Below are 21,214 nucleotides of genomic sequence, written 5' to 3'. Positions count from 1 at the left end.
CGCAGTGCGCTGCCGGCGCCGACGCCCAAGGCCGGACTCGTGGCGTGGACGGCGTCGCCCATGACGGTCCATTGATCTTGTCGCCGAGCGGTACGTGACCTGGTGGCACCTGTGCGTCACCACCGCTCACCGGGTCGTCCGTAGGTTACGGGCGAACGGGATAAAATTACCCAAACCGGTGGCCGGGCTTCCGGGCCTGGGCTGCCGCTCGACCTGTGCGACCTTGGGAGCGGCACGGTGGCGAGGTCTCCTGGGGAACGCGGAGTCGCGCGCAGCGCTGGTGTGCGGAGCAGATTGCTGCCCGTGCTGCCTGCTCTGCTGCTGGTCATCGGCCTGTCCGTCGGCCTCTTCACACCGCGCGACGTCAGGCCGGACGCCTTCCTCGCCACGGCCATGATTTCTGCCGCCGCCCTGCTGCCTCTGTGGGGGACCGTGCTCATCGGAGTGGGTGCGTGCGCCATCTTTGTCGGCCTGATGGTGGACTTCGATTCGCTGCAGGATGCGACCGCCTACTCCGAGCTGGCCACCCTCGCGGCGATTGCGGTATTCGCCGTCTTCTTCAACCGCCTGCTCGGCCGACGCGCCCACCAGCTGGTTCAGGTCCGCTCGGTGGCCGAGACCGCCCAGCTGGCAGTGCTGCATCCGGTGCCGCGACACCTCGGTCCCGTCACGCTCGAGAGCCTGTACCTGGCGGCCGCGGCGGAAGCCCGGATCGGCGGCGACCTGTACGAGGCGATCCGCACCCCGTACGGCGTACGGCTGCTCATCGGCGACGTACGCGGCAAGGGCCTGCTCGCGATCCAGGCGGCCGCGACGCTGCTCAGCGCCTTCCGTGAGGCCGCCCACGACGCGCCCGACCTGCCCCACCTCGCGCGCCGCCTGGAGACGAGCATGAGCCGCCATGCTCGCCAGTACCCGGAGGTCCCGGGCTCGGAGAACGTCGAACGTTTCATCACCGCCCTCCTCGCCGAGATCCCGGACGATGAACCGGTCGTCCGGACCGTCACCTGCGGCCACCCGCCCCCGCTGTTGCTGCACCGCGGCGAGGTCAGGGAGCTGCAGCCCGCCGATCCCTCGCCGCCGCTCAACCTGGGCATGCTGGTGGGCGACGGGTACCACGTTGACCTCGCCCCCTTCCACCCGGGAGACCAGCTCCTGCTGTACACCGACGGGGTCACTGAGACCCGCGACCGCTCCGGCGCCTTCTATCCCCTCGTCGAACGCATCCGCTCATGGAGCAGCGAGGCGCCCCACCAGCTCCTCGACCATCTCCACCGCGACCTGATCGCCTACAGCGGCGGCGAGCTCGACGACGACATCGCTGCCCTCGTCGCCCGGCGGCGCCTGAGCAGCTGAGAGCCGAGGCTCCGACCTGCGCGAGTTTGCCGGAACTCGTTCCAAAAGATCTTTTACCTCCGATTCGATCGCATGGTGCGTCCTCTCCGAAGGGCGGGCGCCCCTGTCCGAAGGGGGCTGCGACAGCGCCCGGCAACACCCACCACCCTCCAGCCCCCGAGAGCCGGCGCAATCCAACGGAGTCCTGTTGCGTCTGCCTGTTGAGAACCGCGTGGCGGACGGGACCTGGAAAAGCATTGCCATACAAGGGGTATTGACGGGTCTCGCCGACACCTTAAGATCCCTGCTGCTCGAAGTAGCGATCAACGTACGGCATATCGAACGAGGACGGCTGACAGCTTCGGCGGGCTGCCCTGCTCCGGCCGGTACGCAACGCAACGGTCCGTCAAAAAGGAATGAGCCGCATGCCTTCAGAAGCCGGAATGCCCCGCAGAACCGTCCTCACCGTCCTGGGCGCCGCCTCCCTCGCCGGGACCTTCGCCGCCGCCGCTCCCGCCGGGGCCGCCGAACTCACCGGCACAACGGCAAGCGCCACTGCCGCGGACCTCCCCGCCGCAGCCGCCCACTGGACGTTCGACGAAGGCTCCGGTACCTCCGCCGCCGATTCCTCCGGCAACGGTCGCACTGCGACGCTCCAGGGCGCGGCAGGCTGGGGCACCGGCAAGGTCGGCACCCACAGCCTGAGCCTCACGGGAGGCGGCAACGCCACGGCGTCCGGACCGGCCCTCGACACCTCCAAGGGATTCTCGGTGGGCGCCTGGGTCAACCTCGCTCAACTCGGCGGCTACCAGACCGCCGTCAGCATCGACGGCAAGGTCGTGAGCGCCTTCTACCTGGGGCTGCGCGACGACACCGGCACCTTCGCCTTCGCCCGGCTCGACTCGGACGCCACGCAGAGTGCCGCGGTGGCGGCCGCCGCTTCAGCGCCCACCACCAACACCTGGACCCACCTGGTCGGCGTCAGCGACCCGACCGCCGGCGTCATTCGCCTCTACGTCAACGGCGTGCTGGAGGGGGAGACCGCCTACACCGCGGGCTGGGCGGGCAGCGGCGACACCGCGATCGGCCGTGCGCTCTACGGTGGTGGGCACGTCGACCAGTGGCACGGCCTGATCGACGACGTGTGGATGTTCCCGTCCGTCCTCACCTCCGACCAGGTGGCGGCGCTGGCCGGGGTCCCTGTGGAGACCACGACGCCGCTGCTGAGCGTGGACGTCGCCAACCCCGCGCACGCCGTGTCCCCCATCCTCCCCGGTTTGATGTTCGAGGACATCAACCACTCCGGCGAGGGCGGCATCTACGCCGAACTGGTCCAGAACCGCTCGATGATGGCCAGCGACACGTCGCCCGTCCACTGGTCGGCGGTCGGCGGAACGACCCTCGCACTCGACACCGCCACCCCGCTCAACGCCGCGCTCAACCGTTCCCTCAAGGTCGTGCTGCCGAGCAGCGCGGGGGCCGGAAACCGGGCCGGCGTCGCCAACGACGGCTTCTGGGGCATACCGGTACGGCCCGGAACCGCCTACACCGCCCGGCTGTTCGCCAAGGCGTCGCGACGCATCGGCCCGCTCACGGTCGCCATCGAGTCGGCGGACGGCGCGACGGTGTACGCGTCCGCCCACGTACCCCACATCGGCACCGCCTTCCCGGACCGCCCGATCGAGCTGACCCTGCGCACCGGTTCACGCACCCCCGTGGTCGGCGACGCAAGGCTGACCGTCACCACCGCCGACCCCGCCGCCGCGGGCGAGACCCTGTGGCTCCAGCACGTGTCCCTCTTCCCGCCCACCTACAACAACCGGCCCAACGGCCTGCGCACCGACCTGATGGACAAACTGCTCGCTCTGAAGCCGAAGTTCCTGCGCCTCCCCGGCGGAAACTTCCTCGAGGGCAACACCATTGCGACACGCTTCAACTGGAAGAACACCATCGGTCCGGTCTGGGAGCGCCCCGGCCACATGGACGACGCCTGGGGCTACTGGTCCACGGACGGCCTCGGACTCCTCGAATACCTGCAATGGACCGAGGACATGCACGCCCAGCCCGTCCTCGCCGTCTACGCCGGCTACTCGCTCAAGGGCGAACACGTCACCGGCGACGCGCTGGAGCCCTTCGTCCAGGACGCACTCGACGAGATCGAGTACGTCACCGGCCCTGCCACCAGCACCTGGGGCGCACGACGTGCCGCCGACGGACATCCGGAACCGTTCCCGCTGGAGTTCGTGGAGATCGGCAACGAGGACTGGTTCGACTCCTCCGGGTCGTACAACGAGCGGTTCGCGGCCTTCTACGACGCGATCAAGGCGAAGTACCCGCATCTCAAGCTGATCGCCACGACGTCCGTGACGAGCCGCACACCGGACCTGATCGACGAGCACTACTACCTCGCGCCATCCGCCGCCCAGGCCTCCACCCACAAGTACGACAACCGGGACCGCAGTTCGACGAAGGTGTTCGTCGGAGAGTGGGCCGCGCAGGAGGGCCGCCCCACACCCGACCTCAACGCGGCGCTCGGCGACGCCGCCTGGCTGGCCGGGCTGATCCGCAACTCGGACCAGGTCCTCATGGAGTGCTACGCGCCGCTCTTCTCGCACGTCAAGAACAACGTCTGGGCCACCAACCTGATCGCCTACGACAACCTCACCAGCTACGTGTCGCCCAGCTACTGGGCACAGCACATGCTGACGAGCAGGCTCGGCAACACGGTGCTGCCGGCCACCGCACGTGCGCTGCCCGGCCTCGCCACCGTGGCCACCCGCTCCGGGAACCGCCTCTACCTCGCGGTCGTCAACTCCGGAACGGAGAAGGTGAACGTGCCGGTCGAACTGAAAGGACTGGCCAAGGGGGTCAAGAGGCAGGCCACCGCGACGGTCCTGACCGGCCCCTCGCGCGCCACCACGAACACCCTTACGGAACCTGACACATTGGTGCCCAGGACGAGGACCGTCACCGGCGCGGCAGCGTCCTTCACCAGCACCGTGCCGCCGCTCTCGGTCACCGTACTGGAGCTCGTCCTGACCTGAGGCGATGGCCCAGGCGGCCGCCGGCGTGGCCGAGCGCACCCACAGCGGCTGAGGCGCACCTCGCAGTCGTGGAACGGCGGGCGGACCAGGTGGCCCTGTGCTTCTATGGCCACCTGTTCGCCACAGCCCGGGAGTGCGGGATGATCCGCGTGCCGTTGAGAAACACCTGGATGCGGGCACTCTCGGCGAGGATCCGGACCGCGTACGTCGTGCCGCGGCGGACCAGGTGCGGGACCCGGGCGAGGGCGGCGCCGTCGTCGAAGTAGCCGTTGGCCTTGGCCACCAGGCGGATCACCCGTAGGTCGGGGTCGATGTCGAGGCAGTAGGCGTCGGCGCCGTCGGCGGAGGCAGCTGATCATCCGGCTTGCGTCCAGGGCCACCTAGGTCGGTGCGGCGCGTTGCCGGGCGGGAGGGAGACCATCACGCGTGGGGCAGCGGGAAACCGATTTGGAGAGGTGCGCGATCCGTTCGCGGTGCGGGTGAGCGACGTCTTTCGTTCTGCAGAGGGGAGCGCGGCGCGGGCCGGTGGAGTCAGATGAGCCGGTCGTGGTGGTGGGCGGCGGCTTCACGCACCAGCTGGGCGAAGCGTTCACGGCTGCGCTTTTGTTGCTGTTCGGCGCGTTCGTCATCTCGTTCCCCAGAGCCGTCGGCGCCGGGTCCCTCGTCATCGCCGTAGTCGGTGTACTCGCTGTGGAGGAGCCAGCAGCCGTAGATGCCCGCGAGGAGGTCTTCGAGGAGATCGCGCGCGGGGCGCTTGGGGTCCAGGGGGGTGAGGCGCAGGGCGACGTCGGCCAGGTCGTACTCGTCTTCGCCGGTGTACTCGGCGACTGTTTCCTCCAGATCGTCGAGTTGCTCGCGCAGGGCAGCAGGGTCGGGGAACAGGCCGTCGGTGATGTGCATGGCATGGCGGACGAGGCTGGTGACGGCGTCGTGTGGGGTGGCGCCGTCGCCGAGGAGCTCGAGGACGAGGGTGGGGGTCTCGTGAGGGAGAGCCTCGATATCGTCGGCTTCGACGACGACCTCGGTGGGGTCCTGTCCAGAGGCCTCGGCGGCGACCTCTGCTGCTGCAGCCAGCCAGTGGGCCGCCGCGACAGCGGCCGCGGTCGGGTCGATGTCACGGAAGAGTTCGGCCGGGCCGAAGGGGTCTTGCTGGAAGAGGTGGTCAGCGGCCGCGACCTGGACGGGGGAGGCGTCCTCGCGGCTGAGGAGAACGGCCTGCTGGGCGCGGCCGCTGAGATCGCCGAGTTCTGCATTCTCCACTGCGGCGAGTTCGATGGCGGCTTCGGCGAGAACGGCCTTCGCGAGCTGCGGGTGGTCGAGGTTGTGCAGGGCGCGTCCTACACGGTGGGCGGACTCCAGGACGGGGCTGTACGAGACGATCAGCGTGCCGCCGCTGGGCAGATGTGGTCTGGTGATCGCGTCAACGACCTTGCTGAAGTGCTTGCGCTCCTCCTCGCGGCGCCAGCCTTCGGTATCGGGTTCCAGGGAGCCGACAGCGCTGGCAGGGTGTGTATAGGTGCGCCATGCGGCGTCGGAGAGCTGGGTGAGGGCGCGGGCCAAGGCCAGGAGCGTGGAAGTGCCGGCGTCGACCGGTAGAGCGGCGACGCGGATGGCGAGGTCACCTTCACCGGTTCCCCAGGTGGCCATCAGCTCGTGCCGGTCGAGGTCGACGCAGTAGCGGGTCATGAAGCTGTTCCTCCGCGGACACGCGATGAATGGTGCTCTGACGAGCCTATTCTGGCGGGCTGCCGCGCACGTGTTGGACGAATGACGGTGTCGCGAGGCCGTATGGGCTTCCAGCAGAAGGTAGTTCGGCGATTGGTGCTCACTGCGCATGAACCGGCTATCCGCGTGGCTGAGGAGGAGCTTTGGACAGTGTCCTATGTGGTGAGGCGGCATCCGGTCACGGACCTCCGTAGAAACCCGTTGGTGGACCACGGCGAGCACTGCTGCTCCTCCGGAGGCCGTGCCAGAGAACGGGGAGGCCGGCGAGCGCGGCGACACGAACGATCCCGAGGGTGGCACTGGGGTCTCAGCCCGCCCCTGCGAGTCAGTGCTGGGACACCGGCAGGCTGCCAGGCGTCGTTGAGCGGGCGCGGGTACGGCCCTGGCGTGCGCAGTCTTCCGTGATGATTGCCGACGCGGTCGCCGAGGGCCGCATCGCCCGTTGTCGCGTGAACGAACTTGTTCGTAGCGAACATGTTCGCTACATTCGACACGCAAGTACGGGTTCTCCACCGTCCCCACGCGCGTCCGGCTTGAGGAGCGACACCATGACCAGCCAGCACTTCCCCATCGCCGTCCTGGGCGCCGGACTCGGCGGCCTCACCCTCGCCCGTGTCCTCCACGTGCACGGCATCGAGGCCGCCCTCTTCGACCTGGAGCCCTCACCCGAGGCCCGCACGCAGGGCGGCATGCTCGACATCCACGACGACTCCGCCCAGGAGGCGCTGCGCATCGCCGGCCTGCACGAAGAGTTCTGCACCCTCATCCACTCCGGCGGCGAAGCCATGCGCCTGGTCGCCCCCGACGGCACCGTGCTCCTGGACGAGGCGGACGACGGAGCGCTCGACCGCCCCGAGGTCGACCGCGGCCAGCTGCGCGACCTGCTGCTGAACTCCCTCCCCGCCGGGACCGTCCGCTGGGGCTACAAGGCCACCGCCGTTCACCCCCTGGGCGACGGCCGACACGAGGTCACGTTCGCCGACGGCACCACCATCACCGCCGACCTGCTGGTCGGCGCCGACGGCGCCTGGTCGCGTACCCGCCCGCTGCTGTCCGACGCGACCCCCACCTACACCGGCATCTCCTTCGTCGAGGCCGACCTCCACGACGCCGCCATCCGCCACCCTGAGATCGCCGCCCTCATCGGCGGCGGCTTCTTCCTCTCTCTTGCCGATGGCAAGGGCTTCCTCGCCCACCTCGAGACCGACGGAAGCGTGCACGTCTACACCGCCTTCCGCGCGGCGGAGGACTGGCTGGACACTCTCGATCTGGAAAGCCTCGATGCCGGCAAGGAGGCCGTCCTGGCCCAATTCGACGGATGGGGCGAGCTGCTGCGTGCCCTCGTCGCCGACGCAGAGGGTCCGCTGGTCGGCCGCCGCATCCACGCCCTGCCGGTCGGCCACCGCTGGCAGCGCGTCCCCGGCGTCACCCTGCTCGGCGACGCCGCCCACCTGATGTCCCCGTTCGCGGGCGAGGGTGCCAACCTCGCCATGCTCGACGGTGCCGAACTGGGCCGGGCCCTGGCCGACCACCCCGGCGACACCGAGGCCGCGCTCGCCGCCTACGAGAGCGCGCTGTTCCCGCGTAGCGAATCCTCCGCCTTCGCCTCCGCCGAGAGCCTGGCCATGATGTTCGGGCCGGACCCGATGCGGGGCCTGCTGGAGCAGTTCACAGCCCGTCCCGCGAACTAGTTCGTGACGAACGCGGACGCTAGGGTGACCGGCATGAGCACGCCTGCCTCCCGCCCTCGCAGCCGCCGCGAGCGACCGGCCAAGCCGGCGCTGACCTACGAGGGCATCGTCGCCGCCGCAGTCCGGCTGATGGAGGCCGAGGGCCTGCAACGGGTCACCATGCGCCGCCTCGCCCAGGAACTCGACACCGGCCCCGCCTCGCTCTACGTCTACGTCGCCAACGCGGCTGAACTGCACGCCGCGATCCTGGAGCACTTCCTCGGCGCCGTGGACCTGTCCCCGGTGCAGGAGCCCGGGGACTGGCGTGAGCGTCTGCGCGCCGTTCTCGACTCCTACACCCGCGTGCTCTTCAGCCACCCCGCTCTCGCCCACTCCGCCCTGGTGGCCCGACCCTCGGGACCCAACTATCTGGCCTTGGTCGAGGCCGTCCTCACGCTGCTGCACGAGGGCGGCGCGCCGGACGCCCAGGCGGCCTGGGGGGTGGACGTCCTGCTGCTGGTGGCCACCGCCACCGCCGCCGAGCAGTCCGCCCGCGACAGCGCGTTGGAAGCAGAGCAGGAGCACACCGCGCTCGTCCAGGCCCTGGGTGCGGCCTCCCCGCTCGCTCATCCCCGGGTCGCCGCGCTCGGTGACGACCTCGTTTCCGGCGCTCCGGAAGAACGCCTTGCCTGGACCTTCCGCACGATCATCAATGGCATCCTCGACACTCCGCGTGAGAGCTGACGTGGACGGCGTGACAGGTCGGAGCTGGGCCCGATGGCCCATGGCTGCCGACGGCGGACGGCGGGGAGGCTTTGATTCGATCTTGCCTCCGGTCGGCGGCGGCGCGCAGATTGCTCCGTGCCGTCGCAGATCGGCGGTTCAGCATCTCCAACAGGACCTCGTTGCGGGACAGCACGATCTTCAGGACGGCGAGTTGCTCGTCGAGCGGAAGGCGACCAATCACCGCTCATACCTGTCAGGCGGCAATCCAACTAGGCCGGCAGACGCCTTCGAGACTCTGGTGACGCATCTGATTCTGAAACGATCAGTTACAAGGTGTCCCACCGGCGGGCCGCCTGCCGGAGTGCGTCGCGCAACACGGTGACGGCGGGGCTTCCCGGAGTACCCCGTCGTACGGCGAGGTAGAGGGTGTTCAACGGCGCGGCTTCCGGCTCGTGCAGCTGCACCACCTTGCCGGATTGCAGCGCGGGCGCGGTGATATAGCGCGGCAGCACGGAAATCCCGGCCCCTGCCACCACCGCCTCCAAAACCGCCCGCAGGTCAGAGACGATGAACACCACCGGATTCGGCGGACGCCGTCCGAACTCGCTGCGCCAGTAGCGACGCACGATCGGCAGATCTTCGGCGTAGGCCACGAGGGGAAGGTGCGCCAGAGCTGCCACCGGTTCGGTCGACAGCCGCTCGGTGTCGACGTTGTGTGCCATGGCGGGCGGCGCGACCAGGAGGAACTCCTCGTCCACGAAGGCCTCGGCGTGGATGGCCGGGTGGGTCGGCCGGACCGACGAGATCACCAGGTCCAACCGGTCGGCTGCCAGTGCCGCAAGCAGTTCGTCGGCGAGACCGAGCACGGCCTGCACCTGTACCCCCTGCTTGGCCAGCTCGGCCAGCACGGGCGCGGCTCGCAGCGTCACGAACTCGGCGGCGGCACCGATGCGCACGGTCCCGCCGAGCGTCGGTTCCTCCGGCGAGCCCAGTGCGCGGCGCAGTCCCTCCACGTGCCCGCTGACGCGTGACGCGAGCGCTGCTGCGCGCTGAGTGGGCGTCACGCCCTTGGAAGTGCGCACGAACAGGCGCTCGCCGACATGCTCCTCCAGGCGCGCGAGTTGGCCGCTCACCGCCGGCTGCGTGACCCCGAGGCGTTGCGAGGCCGCTGACAGAGACCCTGCCCGGTAGACCTCCAGGAACGTCAGCAGCAGATCGAGACTCGGCGTACCACCGCGCTTTTCATGAACCACCCACACAGCAAAGCACGAGGCCGGCGCTTCCCCTGCCGCCGCTGCTCAGGACGGTGTCGCACGGCAAGCAATCGTGGCGGGCAATCGTCGGCGACCGGCGTTGCACCCGCCCCGCGCCGGGCGCAGACAGGACCGCCTCCCCGTCGGCGCGGCATGCACGGAAGCGCGCAGGCCGCGCCCCGCCTCCGACGCCCGGGCAGCACGTTGCCGGTTCCGTGCCACCGGCCGCGCCGGGCCCCGGCACCCTGGCGGGGGAGTGGCTGGCTGCGGCCGGCCGCCTGGCAGCTTTCGTCCGGCGCCCCGAGGGCACGACGGCCTGACCGCCCCGTCGTCGCGCCTGCCGCGTGCACGGCCGGCGCCGCCCTCCCTTCCCGCCGCGGCGGCCGTTGGCGGCATGGCGGCTCTTCTTCCCCGGGCTGACCTCCGCAGCCTTCATTGCTCCGAGGGGACCAAACCCGCGCGGGCCTGTCAGCTCTCCCGGCGGCCGAGCCATAAGAATTCTTATGGATCAGCTTCTAGGGCAGAACTAAATCCCCTGGATGCTGGCGTTGTCTCGGGCACTGCAGCTCCACTGCACGGCCCCTCAAAGCTGCGGTCCGCTCTCACACTGGAGAAAGACACATGCCGAAAATCCTGATGATCATCTCGGGCGCGAACAGCCTGACCCTGGCGGACGGTTCCTCGCACCCCACCGGCTACTGGGCCGAGGAGGTCGCCGCTTCCCACGAGGCGCTCACCGGCGCCGGAGCCGAAGTGGTGATCGCGACGCCGGGCGGCGTCCAGCCGACCGTCGACGTGCTCAGCCTCGACGAGCGCGGAGGCGTCTCCGCGCCCGACGCGCAGCGCTTCCGCACCTACCTGGAAGGCATCCGCGACCAGCTCGACCACCCGCTGTCTCTGGGCCAGGCGCGCCTGGATGACTACGACGCGCTCTACATTCCCGGGGGACACGCGCCGATGGTGGACCTCGTCAGCGACAGCGACCTCGGCCGGCTCCTGAACGAGGCCGACGCCCAGGGCACGTTGGTGGCCGCCCTGTGCCACGGTGTGGCCGGTTTGCTGAGCGCCACCAAGCAGGACGGCTCGTTCGCGTTCGCCGGCCGCGCGCTGACGTCCTTCACCGACGAGGAGGAGCGCCAAGGCGGCCTGGGCGACAACACGCCCTACTTCCTGGAGAGCCGGCTGCGCGAGCGGGGCGCCGTCGTCGAGAACGGCGCACCGTGGAGCGACACGGTGGTCACCGACGGCAACCTCGTGACCGGACAGAACCCGCAGTCCAGCACGTCCACGGCCCAGGCGGTCCTGAAGGCCCTCGCTGACCGCTGACACCAGTCGCCGCCAGGAGTGTCACGCGGCCGCAGGCTCCCCCCACGCGTGGCCTCCAACCGCTTTCACCGCGTTGTTGCTTCGCTTGCCCGCGCTGCGCCCGGCCTTGTCGGGCCGGCCTGTCTGAAACGGAACCACGATGATCCCCAACGCCCTGAATCAGGGTCTGGACCACATCGCGATCCGCGCCTACGACCTCGATGCCTCGGTGGACTTCTACACCACCGGCCTCGGTTTCGAGTTCGTGCAGGAGTGGAGCGCGGGCGGCGTGCACCGTGCCGTCTTCCTCGACGCGGGCGATGACCGGCTGATAGAGCTGTTCGACGCCGTCTCGACTCCTCCGGGCGGTTCGCCGGAGCCCCTCGACCCGAACCACCGGCCCAGTGACGCCGCCCGCGGGCGGGTGGCCGCGCTGGTCCACCTCGCGGTCCGCACCGACGACGTGCCCGCCCTGTTCGAGCAGGCGCTGCGCGCCGGGGCTCGCCCGATGGGCGGCCCGATGACCGTCCGCACCCGCGGCAAGATCCCGATGACGTTCATGGCGGCCTTCGTCTACGGGCCCAACGATGAGGTCATCGAGCTCATCAACCGGCCCAACGCCGCGGTGGGCGGCGATGCGGTCTGAGCCGACCGGCCGGCACCCGGTTCCGGCCGTCGTCACCTCGACGGGTGAGGCCGTCCGCTTCTTCGGCGGCCTCACCTACGAACCGCTGGGCGACCTCCGTGCACCAGCCCAGCCGCACGAGCCGGCCGCCGACACGACGGCGGGCCTGCCATACGTCTCGCACACCTACCGCTCCGGCATCTACACCGAGCCGGGGGAGGAGGCCCACGAGGTCTCCGTCATCGACCCGTTCAGGCGCGAACTCCTCGACGTTCTTACGCTCGCGCCGCAAGAAGCACCCTGCGCTTGAGTTCACCCGTACCGAAATTCAAGGATGATCATGCAGATCGATTTCAAGGGCCGTACTGCCCTCGTGACCGGCTCGACGATGGGCATCGGCCTGGCCACCGCGGAGACCTTTGCCCGTGCCGGGGCCCGCACCGTGCTCAACGGCCGTGACGAGGGCCGGCTGAAGGCGGCGGCCGAAGGCATCCGCGAACGCGTGCCGAATGCCGATGTCGTCACCGTGGCCGCCGACGTCACCACCGCCGAAGGGGCCCAGGTCCTTTTGGAGGCGATCCCCGAGGTCGATGTTCTGGTCAACAACACCGGCATCTTCGCCTCCACCCCGGTCCTGGAGATCCAGGACGAGGAGTGGCGCCGCTTCTTCGAGGTCAACGTCCTCAGCGGCGTGCGGCTGGCCCGCCAGTACATACCCGGGATGATGGAGCGCGGTTTCGGCCGCGTCGTGTTCGTCTCCAGCGAGACGGCCATCGACACCCCGCTGGACATGGTCCACTACGGCGTGACCAAGACCGCCCTGCTGGCGGTGGCCAGCGGCCTGGCCAAGGCGGCGGCCGGCACCGGGGTCACCGTCAACTCCGTGCTTCCCGGCCCCACGCACACCGAAGGCATCGAACAGTACATCACCGCCCTCCTTCCCGAGGCGGAGAACTTCGACGCCGCGCAGCGCGAGTTCATCGCCCGTTTCCGACCCACCTCCCTGATCCAGCGGCTGATCCGGCCCTCCGAGGTCGCCGACCTCATCGTCTTCGCCAGCTCGGAGCAGGCCTCGGCCACCACCGGAGCCGCACTGAAGGTCGAAGGAGGCACCCTCAACTCCCTCACCCCGTGACGCACGACGGGAGACGCGGTAGGGCCGTGCGCTTGCACGCCACCGGGTCTCCCGCCCGCCCCGGGCAGCTGCGCGCCCGTTCCCGCCCATCAGCCCGCCGCGACAACGCCTACTCCCGCGACCGGCGCCGCCGCCCCCGCACCGCCGGACAGGGGCATGGGCCGGGCGGTGTGCCGCCCGGCCCATGCCTGTACACGGCTCATTCTCGCGGGCAGCGCGGTAGATTGGCGTGTGTTGGCGGTCGCGTCCGGCGTCCGCCGGTGCGGCTGACGGGGGGTATGCCGGTGACCGGTGACGGTCGGTCCGGAGACGAGGGGTCCGACGCGCGTGTGGGGCAGCTGTGTGCGCGGCTGGCGGACCGCGCGGGGCCACTGGTCACCGATCCGCAGCTCGCCGCGGTGTCCGAGCGAGTGCTCGACATGGTGCGCTCCGGCCAGGACGCGGCGGCTGAGCTGGACCTTCTGGACGATCTGCTCCTGCGCGCCGGTTACGTCGGCGGGCTGGGAGCCTACCGCAGCGACGGTGGCCCGGTGTTCTCCATGCTGCCGGGAGCCTCTGCGGGCGGGCATCCGGTGCTGGAGGCCCTGGTGTGCCCCGCCGACAGGTGCCCGCGCGTGGAACTGCCCCGCGGTGCCCGGGAGGACCCTCCTGTGTGCGCGGTGTGGGGGCGGGCCCTGCGACGCGACCGGATCGCGTGATCACCGGCGTGCTCGGGTCGCTCGGTGGGAAACTCGCCGAGCGCTGGGCCGCGACACTGGCGCTGCCGGGTCTGCTGTATGTGGCGGTCGCCATGCTCGCCTCCGCGCTGGGACAGCACCCCTGGTACCCCGTCCCGGAGGCACGCCGGCGGCTCGCGGCGATGGCGGCCGGCACCGGCGGACACAGCCCCGTAGCCGTTCTGCTGACGGTCTTCATGGTGCTGGCCTGCGCCGCGGGCGCCGCGGTCACGGCGCGCGGGTTCGGGGGCCTGGTGGAACGCCTGTGGCTGATGGAGGGCGACCCCGACACGATCGGGCCGGTCGCGTGGCTCGCCCGACGCCGACGGGCGAAGTACCGGTCTGCTGCGCGGGCGGCCGACAGCGCACATCTGGCGGCGGCGCGCGCCGCACGTTCGGACACGGCCGGGCGGCAGGCGCTGATCCGCCGGGCGGAACGTGCCTATGGCGTGCGCAACCGGATCTCTCTGCGCGAGCCATGTCATCCGACCTGGATCGGCGACCGTCTGGCTGCCGCCGAAGCCCGCGTTCATGAGACGTACGACCTCGACCTCGTGTCGGCCTGGCCCCGCCTGTGGCTGATCCTGCCGGACGGTGTCCGCTTGGACCTCCACCAGGCGCGGGCCGCCTTCTCCGCTGCGGCCCAGCTGATCGCGTGGGCCGCCGGTTACGCCGTACTGGCCGTGTGGTGGTGGCCCGCGGCGGTGCTCGGATGCGCGGTCGGCGCTGCGGGATGGTGGCGCGGCAGGGCGGCCGCGGAGGTACTCGCCCTGCTGGTCGAGTCCGTGGTGGACGTCCACGGAGCCGAACTGGCGCGGGCCCTGGGCTTGGAGTGCCCGCAGCGGCTGACCCGCGCGGTGGGAGAACAGGTCACGAAGTCGCTGCGGAAAGACACCTGAGGGGGAGCAACATGACGGACGGTGACCAGACCGACTGGACCGAGCAGCGCAATCACCTCGTGGCCCAGGTCAGTGAACGGGTGCGGCGGTGCCAGGCCGACCGTGACTCGGCTGCGGTCCTGGATCCGGAGGCATCGGAGGAAGTCGACCGTTTGGTCTGGCTCCTGCGCGGGCGTCAGGATCCAGAGGCCGCGTACTGGATGGGCATGCTGAGCTTCTGGCGTTTCGCCCACCTGCCGTTCGGTGTCGACGCCATGCGGGAGTTGCGCATCGCCGCCCTGCAACTGCTGCCGCTCACGGTGACTCACCCGGGTGTCGTGCCCGACGTCGTGCGTGAACACGTCGAACAAGTCGGCGCGAGCGCGGCCGAGTGGAACGACTTCGCCGTCGGGCTGCTGGAGCAGTACTTCGAGACCGGCGATCCCGTCTACCTGGACTGCGCCATCGACAACCTGTTCTTCACGGCCGTCGAGCGGAGCGGGATGCCGGACGAGGAAGAGTACCGGCGCAATCTTCTGATGGCGCTCCACACCCGTTACCGGCTCTCACCCGGTCCGGAAGACCTGCGTCTGCTGGTCGTGACGGGCCGCAAGGCGGTGGCTCTGACCCCCCGGGACCAACCGCTGCGCGGCACGGTACTGGCCATCACTGCCGACGCGCTGACGGACACCGCTGAACGGACGCATGACCTCGCCGTCCTCGACGAGGCCGTCGAGCTCTTCGACGAGGCTGTCGCCACCGTCTCCGCCTCGGACCCCAACCGCTGGGCCGCGCTGGCAGGTCTGAGCAAGGCCTGCCACCTGCGCTACGAGATCAGTGGACAGGCTGCGGCCCTGCGGCGGGCGGTCGAGGCCGGGCGCGCCGCCGTAGAGGCCGTACCCGACGACGGCTCGCGGCGCTGCGCCGCGCTCGGCACGCTGAGCCTGGCCCTTCTCGATCTCGCCAAGAACACCGGCCGCCAGGCGGACCTGGACGAGGCCGTCATGGTGCTGCGCCGGGCGCTGCGCGAGGCACCCGGGAACTCCGCCGAGCGGATCGGCCTGCTCACCAACCTCGCGGCCGCGCTCATGACCGACTTCGAACGCCGCGCCGACCCCGCGGCCTTGGAGGAGGTGATCGCCCTGCGCCGGCAGGCGGTGGCGAGCGCGCCGCCCGGTCAGGAGATCTATGCGCTCGTCCGGACCAATCTCGCCGTCGATCTGCTGGCCCAGGACCACTACCGGGGCCCCGCACCGGAACTGGTGGAGGAAGCCGTCGGCCTGGCCCGTGAGGCCGCCGGTCTCCTGGAGCGGGGAACCCCGCCATGGCTGGCCGCCCAGGGCGCCCTCGCACACATCCTGCGCGCGTGGTTCCGCTACACCCCCCGGCCGGAAGTCCTGGAGGAGTCACTGGCGCTGCACCGGGAGGTCCTTGCGGCGCTTCCCCCCGACAGCCCCAAACGCATCAGCGCGTTGATGCAGTTCGGCTACGCGCTCGCGGCCCGCTACCAGAGCACGGGCGACTCCGGGGCACTGATCGAGGCCATGAACGTCACCCGCGAGGCACTGGGCCTCACCCCGCCCGGTCACGCCGACCGGGCTCACCGCATGGCCACGCTCGCCGGGATCCTCGCAGACATCGCCCAGCGCGCCGACACGACGGAACCACTCGTCGAGGCGGTCGGCCTGTACCGCCAGGCCCTCGAAATCACCCCGGAACGGCACGCGGAACGGGCGAGCACGCTCGAGAGTCTGGCGGGCGCGCTGCGCATGCTCTTCCAGCGCACGGGCGACGCCGCCGCACTCGACGAGTCGATCGGCCTGTACCGGCAGGCCGTCGCCCTGGTCCAGGACACCGGTCACACTCAGGACGCCTACCTGGGGAGCTACCGCAACAACCTGGCCGTGGCTCTGAGGCTGCGCTCGGAACGGACGGGCGACCCGGCGGACTTCGACGAGGCGGTGGCCCTGCTGCGGCAGGCGGCGGCCGCGGTACCGGAAGGCCGGCGCGCGCGGGCCTCACGGCTGAGCAACCTGGCGTTCGCGCTCCGCAGAAAGGCCGATGCCCACGGAGACGACGCGGCTCGGGAGGAAGCGCGGGAGGCGTACCGGGAGGCCGCGCTGACCACTGCCGCGCCGCCCCTGGACCGTGTGGAGGACGCCCGGCACTGGGGGACGCTGCTGGCCGCCGACGGCCGGTGGGCCGAGGCGCACAACGCCTTCGCGCTCGCCGTGGGTCTGCTTCCGATGGTCGCCCCGCGTTCTCTGGCCCGGCAGGACCAGGAGTACGGGCTGTCCCGGCAGATGGGCCTGGCCGCCGACGCGGCGGCGTGCGCCCTGACGATGGGGGATCCGCTGGGCGCGTTGCGCATCCTCGAACAGGGACGCGGGGTGCTGTTCGCACAGACGATCGACAGCAGCGGCGATCTGGCGGCACTGCGCGAGCAGTACCCGGACCTCGCTGCGGAGTTCGCCCGGCTGACCGCGGAACTGCAGGACCGCGACGCCTACGAGGACACGGCCGCACGTTCGACCGGAGCGACCGCGGCCGCGCCGGCGTCCCGGGAGGTGACGGGTGCCTGGGACGACCTGCTCGGCCGCATCCGGACGCTGCCAGGCTTCGGGCACTTCCTCGGCTCACCGGACGCCGGGGCGCTGCTCCAGGCCGCCACCGAGGGGCCGATCGTGGTCGTCAACGTCAGCGCGTACCGCTCCGACGCCCTGCTCGTCACCCCGAACGGCGTCGATACGCTCCCCCTGCCCCACCTCACTCCGCAGGCGGTCGACGAGCAGGTAAAACGGCTCGATCAGGCAGTGGCCGACGGGACCGCCGCGGGAGCGGACGAGCGAGCCGCCCAGCGGACCGTCCACAACGTCCTGGGCTGGCTCTGGGACACCGTCACCGAACCGGTGCTGGACCGGCTGGAAGACCTCGGGCTCCTCGGCACGGGAATGGACGGCCCGGACGGCGGCGCGCCGCCCAGGGTCTGGTGGTCGCCGACCGGACAGCTCACGTTCCTCCCGCTGCACGCTGCCGGGCACCACGACGACGCCGGCGAGGACGGCGCCCGCCCCCGTACCGTCCTGGACCGGGTGGCGTCCTCCTACACGCCCACCATCCGCGCGCTGGTCCATGCCCGCGGCCGGACCGCGGCCCCGCCCGCTGAGGACGGTCTCCTTGTCGTCGCCATGCCCCGTACGCCCGGAGCGCGTCCACTGCCGGGTGCGCATCGCGAAGTCGAGTGCCTGCGCGCCCAGCGGCCGACCGTGCTCAGCGGAGCGGCGGCGACCTCGGCGGCCGTGCGTGCGGCGATGGCCCGGCACCGCAGTGTGCACTTCGCCTGCCACGCCGTCAGCGAAGCGGCCGACCCGTCGCTCAGCAGGCTGCTGCTCCACGACCACGCAGACAACCCGATGACCGTTCACGACATCTCCCGGATGGACCTGAGCGGCTCCCGCCTGGCCTTCCTGTCGGCGTGCGACACCGCGCGGAACGCCGTACGGCTGGCCGACGAGGCGATCCACATCACGAGCGCCTTCCAGCTGGCCGGCTTCCCGGAGGTGATCGGCACCCTGTGGCCGGTCAACGACGCCTTCGCGGCCCACCTCGCGGCCGGCTTCTACGGCTCGGCCGAACCGGCGAGCCCCGGTGCGGCGTACCCCTCCCACGCGGCGCTCGCGCTGCACCGGTCGCTCCGCGCCGCCCGCGACGCCTACCGGGCGGCTCCGTCCCTGTGGGCGGCCTACATGCACACCGGTGCCTGAAGCGGGTGGCCGAACCTCGCTCTGCCGATGACCGGTGGCTGGAAGCGCGTTCGCCCTGCTCGAAAGGACGTGTGCACTCACTCTTGGCGACGTCGCGACCCGTGCGACACGAGGTACGCCGCGCCCCCGTGGCGTACGCGGTGGAATTCGGCTTCGACGTCGCGCCGATCGAGGCGCACGCGCGCACGCAGACCGGCCGCAACCTGGACCCCGCGGATCTGACGGACAATCAGTGAGTGGTACTCGTGCCGCTGTTGCCGAAGGGCGGAAGCCCGGCCGGCAAGGACCTGCTGCAGCGAGCCTGCGTCGTCCGGGCTACCGCACGATCCGAAGTTCCCGCTCCGCAACGTCCGCGAATGGGCGGCGGCGGGTCAGCCGGGCGACCAGCACCACATACGAGAAGGGCTTGGGCAGGAAGTCGCCGGCCCCCGTGTCGAGGTGCGCGAGGCGACGTCCACCGTCGAGAGTGTGTGACGGGTAGACGTGGTGCTGTCGGTCATGAGCGCAGCCACAGCCGCATCGCGGCGATGGTGCCGTGGAAGATGTAGGCGCGCTTGTCGTCTCTCGTGGCCACGGCCCGGGAGTTCTTGAGGGCGTTGATCGTCCGTTCGAGTTCGTTCCTCCTCTTGTACATCGTCTTGTCGAAGCCGGTGGGCCGGCCACCCCTGCTGCCCCGGCTCTGGCGGTTGGCGCGCTGGTTCCTCGGTTCGGGGATGGTGTGCTTGATCTGGCGCCGTCGTAGGTAGCGGCGGTTTCGGCGCGAGGAGTACGCCTTGTCCCCGCCGAGATGATCGGGTCGGGTGCGGGGGCGCCCGCCGCCGAGGCGGCCGACCCGGATGCGTTCCATCACAGGTATGAGCTGCGGGGCGTCGCCCCACTGGCCTGGCGTGATCAGCAGGGCCAAGGGGCGTCGTCCGCCTTCACCTGCGAGGTGGATTTTGCAGGTAAGACCGCCCCGGGAGCGTCCGAGTCCCTCGTCGGGGCGGTGCTGGCGGGGCGTTGATCTTTTCCCGGGATCTGCGGGCGTCTCTTGCGGGCCCCGTCGGCGTGCTGGTGGGCCTGGCAGGAGGTGGAGTCCACGCTCACCATTGACCAGTCGATGCGGCCTTCCGCGTCGGCGTCGGTCAGGACGGCCGCTAAGAGTCTGTCCCATGTGCCGTCCGCCGACCAGCGTCTGTGCCGCTCGTACACGGTCTTCCACGTGCCAAAACGCGCAGGTAGATCCCCCCACGGGACCCCGTGCGATTCCGGTACAAGATCAGATCCCGTTGATGATCCTGCGACGGCTTGCCCAGCGACCGCCCCGCTTGCCGGACTTCGGCAGATGCGGCCTCAGCCGGGCCCACTCCGCGTTCGAGAGATCTCCTCGCCCCATGGACAGGCCAACGAGCCAGCCCCGTAGCAGTCACATGATCCGCCGGACAGACCTAGTAGTTCCAGTAGCCGGCCACCACGTGACCGGGATCGGAACGATCCGTACCGGGTCGGACGGTGCGGCCGTCGGCCCGGTCTGGTACGTCGCGGCTCGTCAGCGCTGGAGGTGGACGGTGAAGTGCCGCTCGGTCGCACCCGCCGGAACGGTGCGGATGAATCCGCGTGCCGTGCTGTAGTCGCCCGACCCTCCGGTGATGCCGACGTCGACGGAGGGCGGGGCGGGCAGGTGCAACAGCGATTGCGCGGTGAACTGTCCCTCGGGGAGCGCGAAGGTGCCCAGGCACTGGAGGGCGGCCGGGCTGACCCGGGTGAAGGTGCAGGCCGAGCTGTGATCGCCCACCTTCTCTCCATCGCGGTAGAGGTCCTCGTGCACGATCCGCTGGTCACCCACGCTGATGCCCGGCTCGCCCAGGTCGACTTCCCCGGCCGAGGTCTGTTTGCCGACCAGTTCGAAGATCTTCGCGGGCGGCTTCGCGGCGGGTGCGTCGGCCGACGCCGACTGTGCGAGCGCCGCACCGCCGACGACGGCCACGGCTGCTCCGGCGGCTGCGATCAGGTGGCGTGCTTTGCGTGTCCTGGTGAAGTTCGGCATCTCTGCTTCCTTTCGGTTCATCGGTGTTCTTGTCGTGGGGATGTACACGTGTGGCAGCGTGCCGGCCGTTCGGTCCGTTCCGGCCGACGGATCTGTCGGATGCGTCAGACGGCCGAGCCGCCGTGTCGGTCGACTCCGTCGATCCAGCCGTCGAGCGCATATCCGCGCTCCTCCCAGTAGCCGGGGACGACCTTGCTGGTCGCTGTGATGCCGAACAGCCACTTGGCCGACTTGCGGAAGTACATCGGCGCCACGAAGAGCCGGACGGGCCCCCGTGAGCGTGGGTGGTGTGCTTGTCCTGGATGCCCAGTGTCACCAGGCCGTCGGCGCGGCGCACCTGCTCGAGAGTGAGGCTCTCGGTGTAGGCGCTGTCGAAGCAGGTGAGGCGGAGTGCGGTGCCGTAGGACTGCACTCCGGCGGCTTCCAGGAGATGGGACAGCCGCACTCCGGCGAAAGGCGTGTCGTCGATGCGACGGCCTTTCCCGGAGCGCGGTCGGGCTCGGGGTGCAGCCACGGTGGGGAGGACCTGCCGTCCGTGGGGCCGGTCGGAGGTGACCTGTCTCCTGGTTCAGACTGCGGTGGCGTTGATGGTCACGGGGATGTTGCCGCGGGTGGCCTTGGAGTAGGGGCAGAGCTGATGTGCGGCGTTGGCGAGCTCGACAGCCGTGGGCTCGTCGACGCCCCCCAGTTCGAGATTGAGCACCGCGGCGAGGGAGAACCCGCCGTCCTCGTGCAGCAAGGTGATCTCGGTGTTGATCGCGGTGCTGGTCAACCTGACCTTGCGCTCTGCGGCGGCGCGACGCACGGCGCCCAGGAAACACGCTCCCCACCCCGCGGCGAAGAGCTGCTCGGGATTGGTTGCGGTGCCGGCGCCACCGAGTTCCTTGGGGACGGCGAGGCTGGTCTCCAGCAGACCGTCCTCGGACTGGACCCGGCCGCCGTTACGGCCTTCGCCGACCACGCTGACCGTCGCGGTGTAGCTGTTCATGTCGCAGTTCCTCTTCGGGGTCGA

At 70.4% G+C, this 21,214-nt stretch carries 17 protein-coding genes and 3 pseudogenes; 12 read left to right on the top strand and 8 right to left on the bottom strand.

Annotated elements, in window-relative coordinates:
* Window positions 1-303 precede the first annotated feature (303 nt).
* Window positions 304-1,356 (top strand): PP2C family protein-serine/threonine phosphatase, encoded by a 1,053-nt coding sequence (locus ACIRC0_RS24505; RefSeq protein WP_403619232.1) that lies wholly within the window; start codon window positions 304-306, stop codon window positions 1,354-1,356.
* Between the two features lie 404 nt (window positions 1,357-1,760).
* On the top strand, window positions 1,761-4,379 hold the full coding sequence (locus tag ACIRC0_RS24500; RefSeq protein WP_403619229.1) for a LamG-like jellyroll fold domain-containing protein: 2,619 nt from the start codon (window positions 1,761-1,763) through the stop codon (window positions 4,377-4,379).
* Between the two features lie 103 nt (window positions 4,380-4,482).
* Here ACIRC0_RS24500 and ACIRC0_RS24495 read toward each other — a convergent pair whose 3' ends face one another.
* Together ACIRC0_RS24495 and ACIRC0_RS24490 are read right to left on the bottom strand one after the other, a co-directional pair.
* Complete coding sequence (locus ACIRC0_RS24495; protein WP_403619226.1) at window positions 4,483-4,662, bottom strand: hypothetical protein; 180 nt, start codon at window positions 4,660-4,662, stop codon at window positions 4,483-4,485.
* A gap of 248 nt (window positions 4,663-4,910) precedes the next feature.
* The gene (locus ACIRC0_RS24490) at window positions 4,911-6,065 is read right to left on the bottom strand and encodes a hypothetical protein (protein WP_403619223.1); all 1,155 of its coding nucleotides are present in this window, start codon (window positions 6,063-6,065) and stop codon (window positions 4,911-4,913) included.
* A 587-nt stretch (window positions 6,066-6,652) separates the two neighbouring features.
* Between ACIRC0_RS24490 and ACIRC0_RS24485 the strand changes: the two genes are divergently transcribed.
* Window positions 6,653-7,795: an FAD-dependent oxidoreductase gene (locus ACIRC0_RS24485; RefSeq protein ID WP_403619220.1), complete on the top strand. Its 1,143-nt coding sequence runs from the start codon at window positions 6,653-6,655 to the stop codon at window positions 7,793-7,795.
* A gap of 33 nt (window positions 7,796-7,828) precedes the next feature.
* A complete protein-coding gene (locus ACIRC0_RS24480; RefSeq protein ID WP_403619217.1) occupies window positions 7,829-8,518 on the top strand; it encodes a TetR/AcrR family transcriptional regulator in 690 nt (229 codons plus the stop codon).
* A gap of 308 nt (window positions 8,519-8,826) precedes the next feature.
* Here the strand turns inward: ACIRC0_RS24480 and ACIRC0_RS24475 are convergent, their stop codons facing one another.
* Window positions 8,827-9,753: a LysR family transcriptional regulator gene (locus ACIRC0_RS24475; protein ID WP_403619214.1), complete on the bottom strand. Its 927-nt coding sequence runs from the start codon at window positions 9,751-9,753 to the stop codon at window positions 8,827-8,829.
* A 621-nt stretch (window positions 9,754-10,374) separates the two neighbouring features.
* Here ACIRC0_RS24475 and ACIRC0_RS24470 point away from each other — a divergent pair.
* The 8 genes from ACIRC0_RS24470 to ACIRC0_RS24435 all read left to right on the top strand — a co-directional run bounded on the left by ACIRC0_RS24470 (window position 10,375) and on the right by ACIRC0_RS24435 (window position 18,412).
* The gene (locus ACIRC0_RS24470; protein WP_403619211.1) at window positions 10,375-11,079 is read left to right on the top strand and encodes a type 1 glutamine amidotransferase domain-containing protein; all 705 of its coding nucleotides are present in this window, start codon (window positions 10,375-10,377) and stop codon (window positions 11,077-11,079) included.
* A 139-nt stretch (window positions 11,080-11,218) separates the two neighbouring features.
* Window positions 11,219-11,704, top strand: coding sequence for a VOC family protein (locus ACIRC0_RS24465; protein WP_403619208.1), 486 nt, complete (start codon window positions 11,219-11,221; stop codon window positions 11,702-11,704).
* Window positions 11,694-11,993 carry a hypothetical protein gene (locus ACIRC0_RS24460; protein WP_403619205.1) on the top strand — a complete coding sequence of 100 codons (300 nt, stop codon included), beginning with the start codon at window positions 11,694-11,696 and terminating at the stop codon, window positions 11,991-11,993. Before ACIRC0_RS24465 ends, ACIRC0_RS24460 begins: the two co-directional genes overlap by 11 nt.
* 30 nt (window positions 11,994-12,023) lie before the next feature.
* Window positions 12,024-12,818: an SDR family NAD(P)-dependent oxidoreductase gene (locus tag ACIRC0_RS24455; RefSeq protein WP_403619202.1), complete on the top strand. Its 795-nt coding sequence runs from the start codon at window positions 12,024-12,026 to the stop codon at window positions 12,816-12,818.
* A gap of 329 nt (window positions 12,819-13,147) precedes the next feature.
* Complete coding sequence (locus ACIRC0_RS24450) at window positions 13,148-13,516, top strand: hypothetical protein (RefSeq protein ID WP_403619199.1); 369 nt, start codon at window positions 13,148-13,150, stop codon at window positions 13,514-13,516.
* The gene (locus ACIRC0_RS24445) at window positions 13,513-14,433 is read left to right on the top strand and encodes a hypothetical protein (protein WP_403619196.1); all 921 of its coding nucleotides are present in this window, start codon (window positions 13,513-13,515) and stop codon (window positions 14,431-14,433) included. Before ACIRC0_RS24450 ends, ACIRC0_RS24445 begins: the two co-directional genes overlap by 4 nt.
* An 11-nt stretch (window positions 14,434-14,444) precedes the next feature.
* The gene (locus tag ACIRC0_RS24440; RefSeq protein WP_403619193.1) at window positions 14,445-18,176 is read left to right on the top strand and encodes a CHAT domain-containing protein; all 3,732 of its coding nucleotides are present in this window, start codon (window positions 14,445-14,447) and stop codon (window positions 18,174-18,176) included.
* Between the two features lie 101 nt (window positions 18,177-18,277).
* The gene (locus ACIRC0_RS24435) at window positions 18,278-18,412 is read left to right on the top strand and encodes a hypothetical protein (protein WP_403619190.1); all 135 of its coding nucleotides are present in this window, start codon (window positions 18,278-18,280) and stop codon (window positions 18,410-18,412) included.
* A gap of 124 nt (window positions 18,413-18,536) precedes the next feature.
* On the opposite strand, the pseudogene ACIRC0_RS24430 reads toward ACIRC0_RS24435, so the two are convergent.
* From ACIRC0_RS24430 to ACIRC0_RS24410, 5 genes and pseudogenes are all read right to left on the bottom strand, one after another.
* A pseudogene (locus ACIRC0_RS24430) lies at window positions 18,537-18,614 on the bottom strand (response regulator transcription factor); the annotation flags it as partial.
* Between the two features lie 58 nt (window positions 18,615-18,672).
* Window positions 18,673-19,551, bottom strand: a pseudogene (locus ACIRC0_RS24425) (IS5 family transposase).
* A 153-nt stretch (window positions 19,552-19,704) separates the two neighbouring features.
* A complete protein-coding gene (locus ACIRC0_RS24420) occupies window positions 19,705-20,202 on the bottom strand; it encodes a hypothetical protein (RefSeq protein WP_403619187.1) in 498 nt (165 codons plus the stop codon).
* 104 nt (window positions 20,203-20,306) lie between these two features.
* Window positions 20,307-20,680, bottom strand: a pseudogene (locus ACIRC0_RS24415) (molybdopterin-dependent oxidoreductase); the annotation flags it as partial.
* Between the two features lie 90 nt (window positions 20,681-20,770).
* Window positions 20,771-21,190 (bottom strand): Ohr family peroxiredoxin, encoded by a 420-nt coding sequence (locus ACIRC0_RS24410; protein WP_403619184.1) that lies wholly within the window; start codon window positions 21,188-21,190, stop codon window positions 20,771-20,773.
* Window positions 21,191-21,214 lie beyond the last annotated feature (24 nt).

Source organism: Streptomyces sp. NPDC093984, from assembly GCF_044764595.1.
GTDB classification, from domain to species: Bacteria; Actinomycetota; Actinomycetes; order Streptomycetales; family Streptomycetaceae; genus Streptomyces; species Streptomyces cynarae.
The sequence above is the reverse complement of the archived record's forward strand: the minus strand, read 5'-3'. Positions and strand labels throughout refer to the sequence as shown.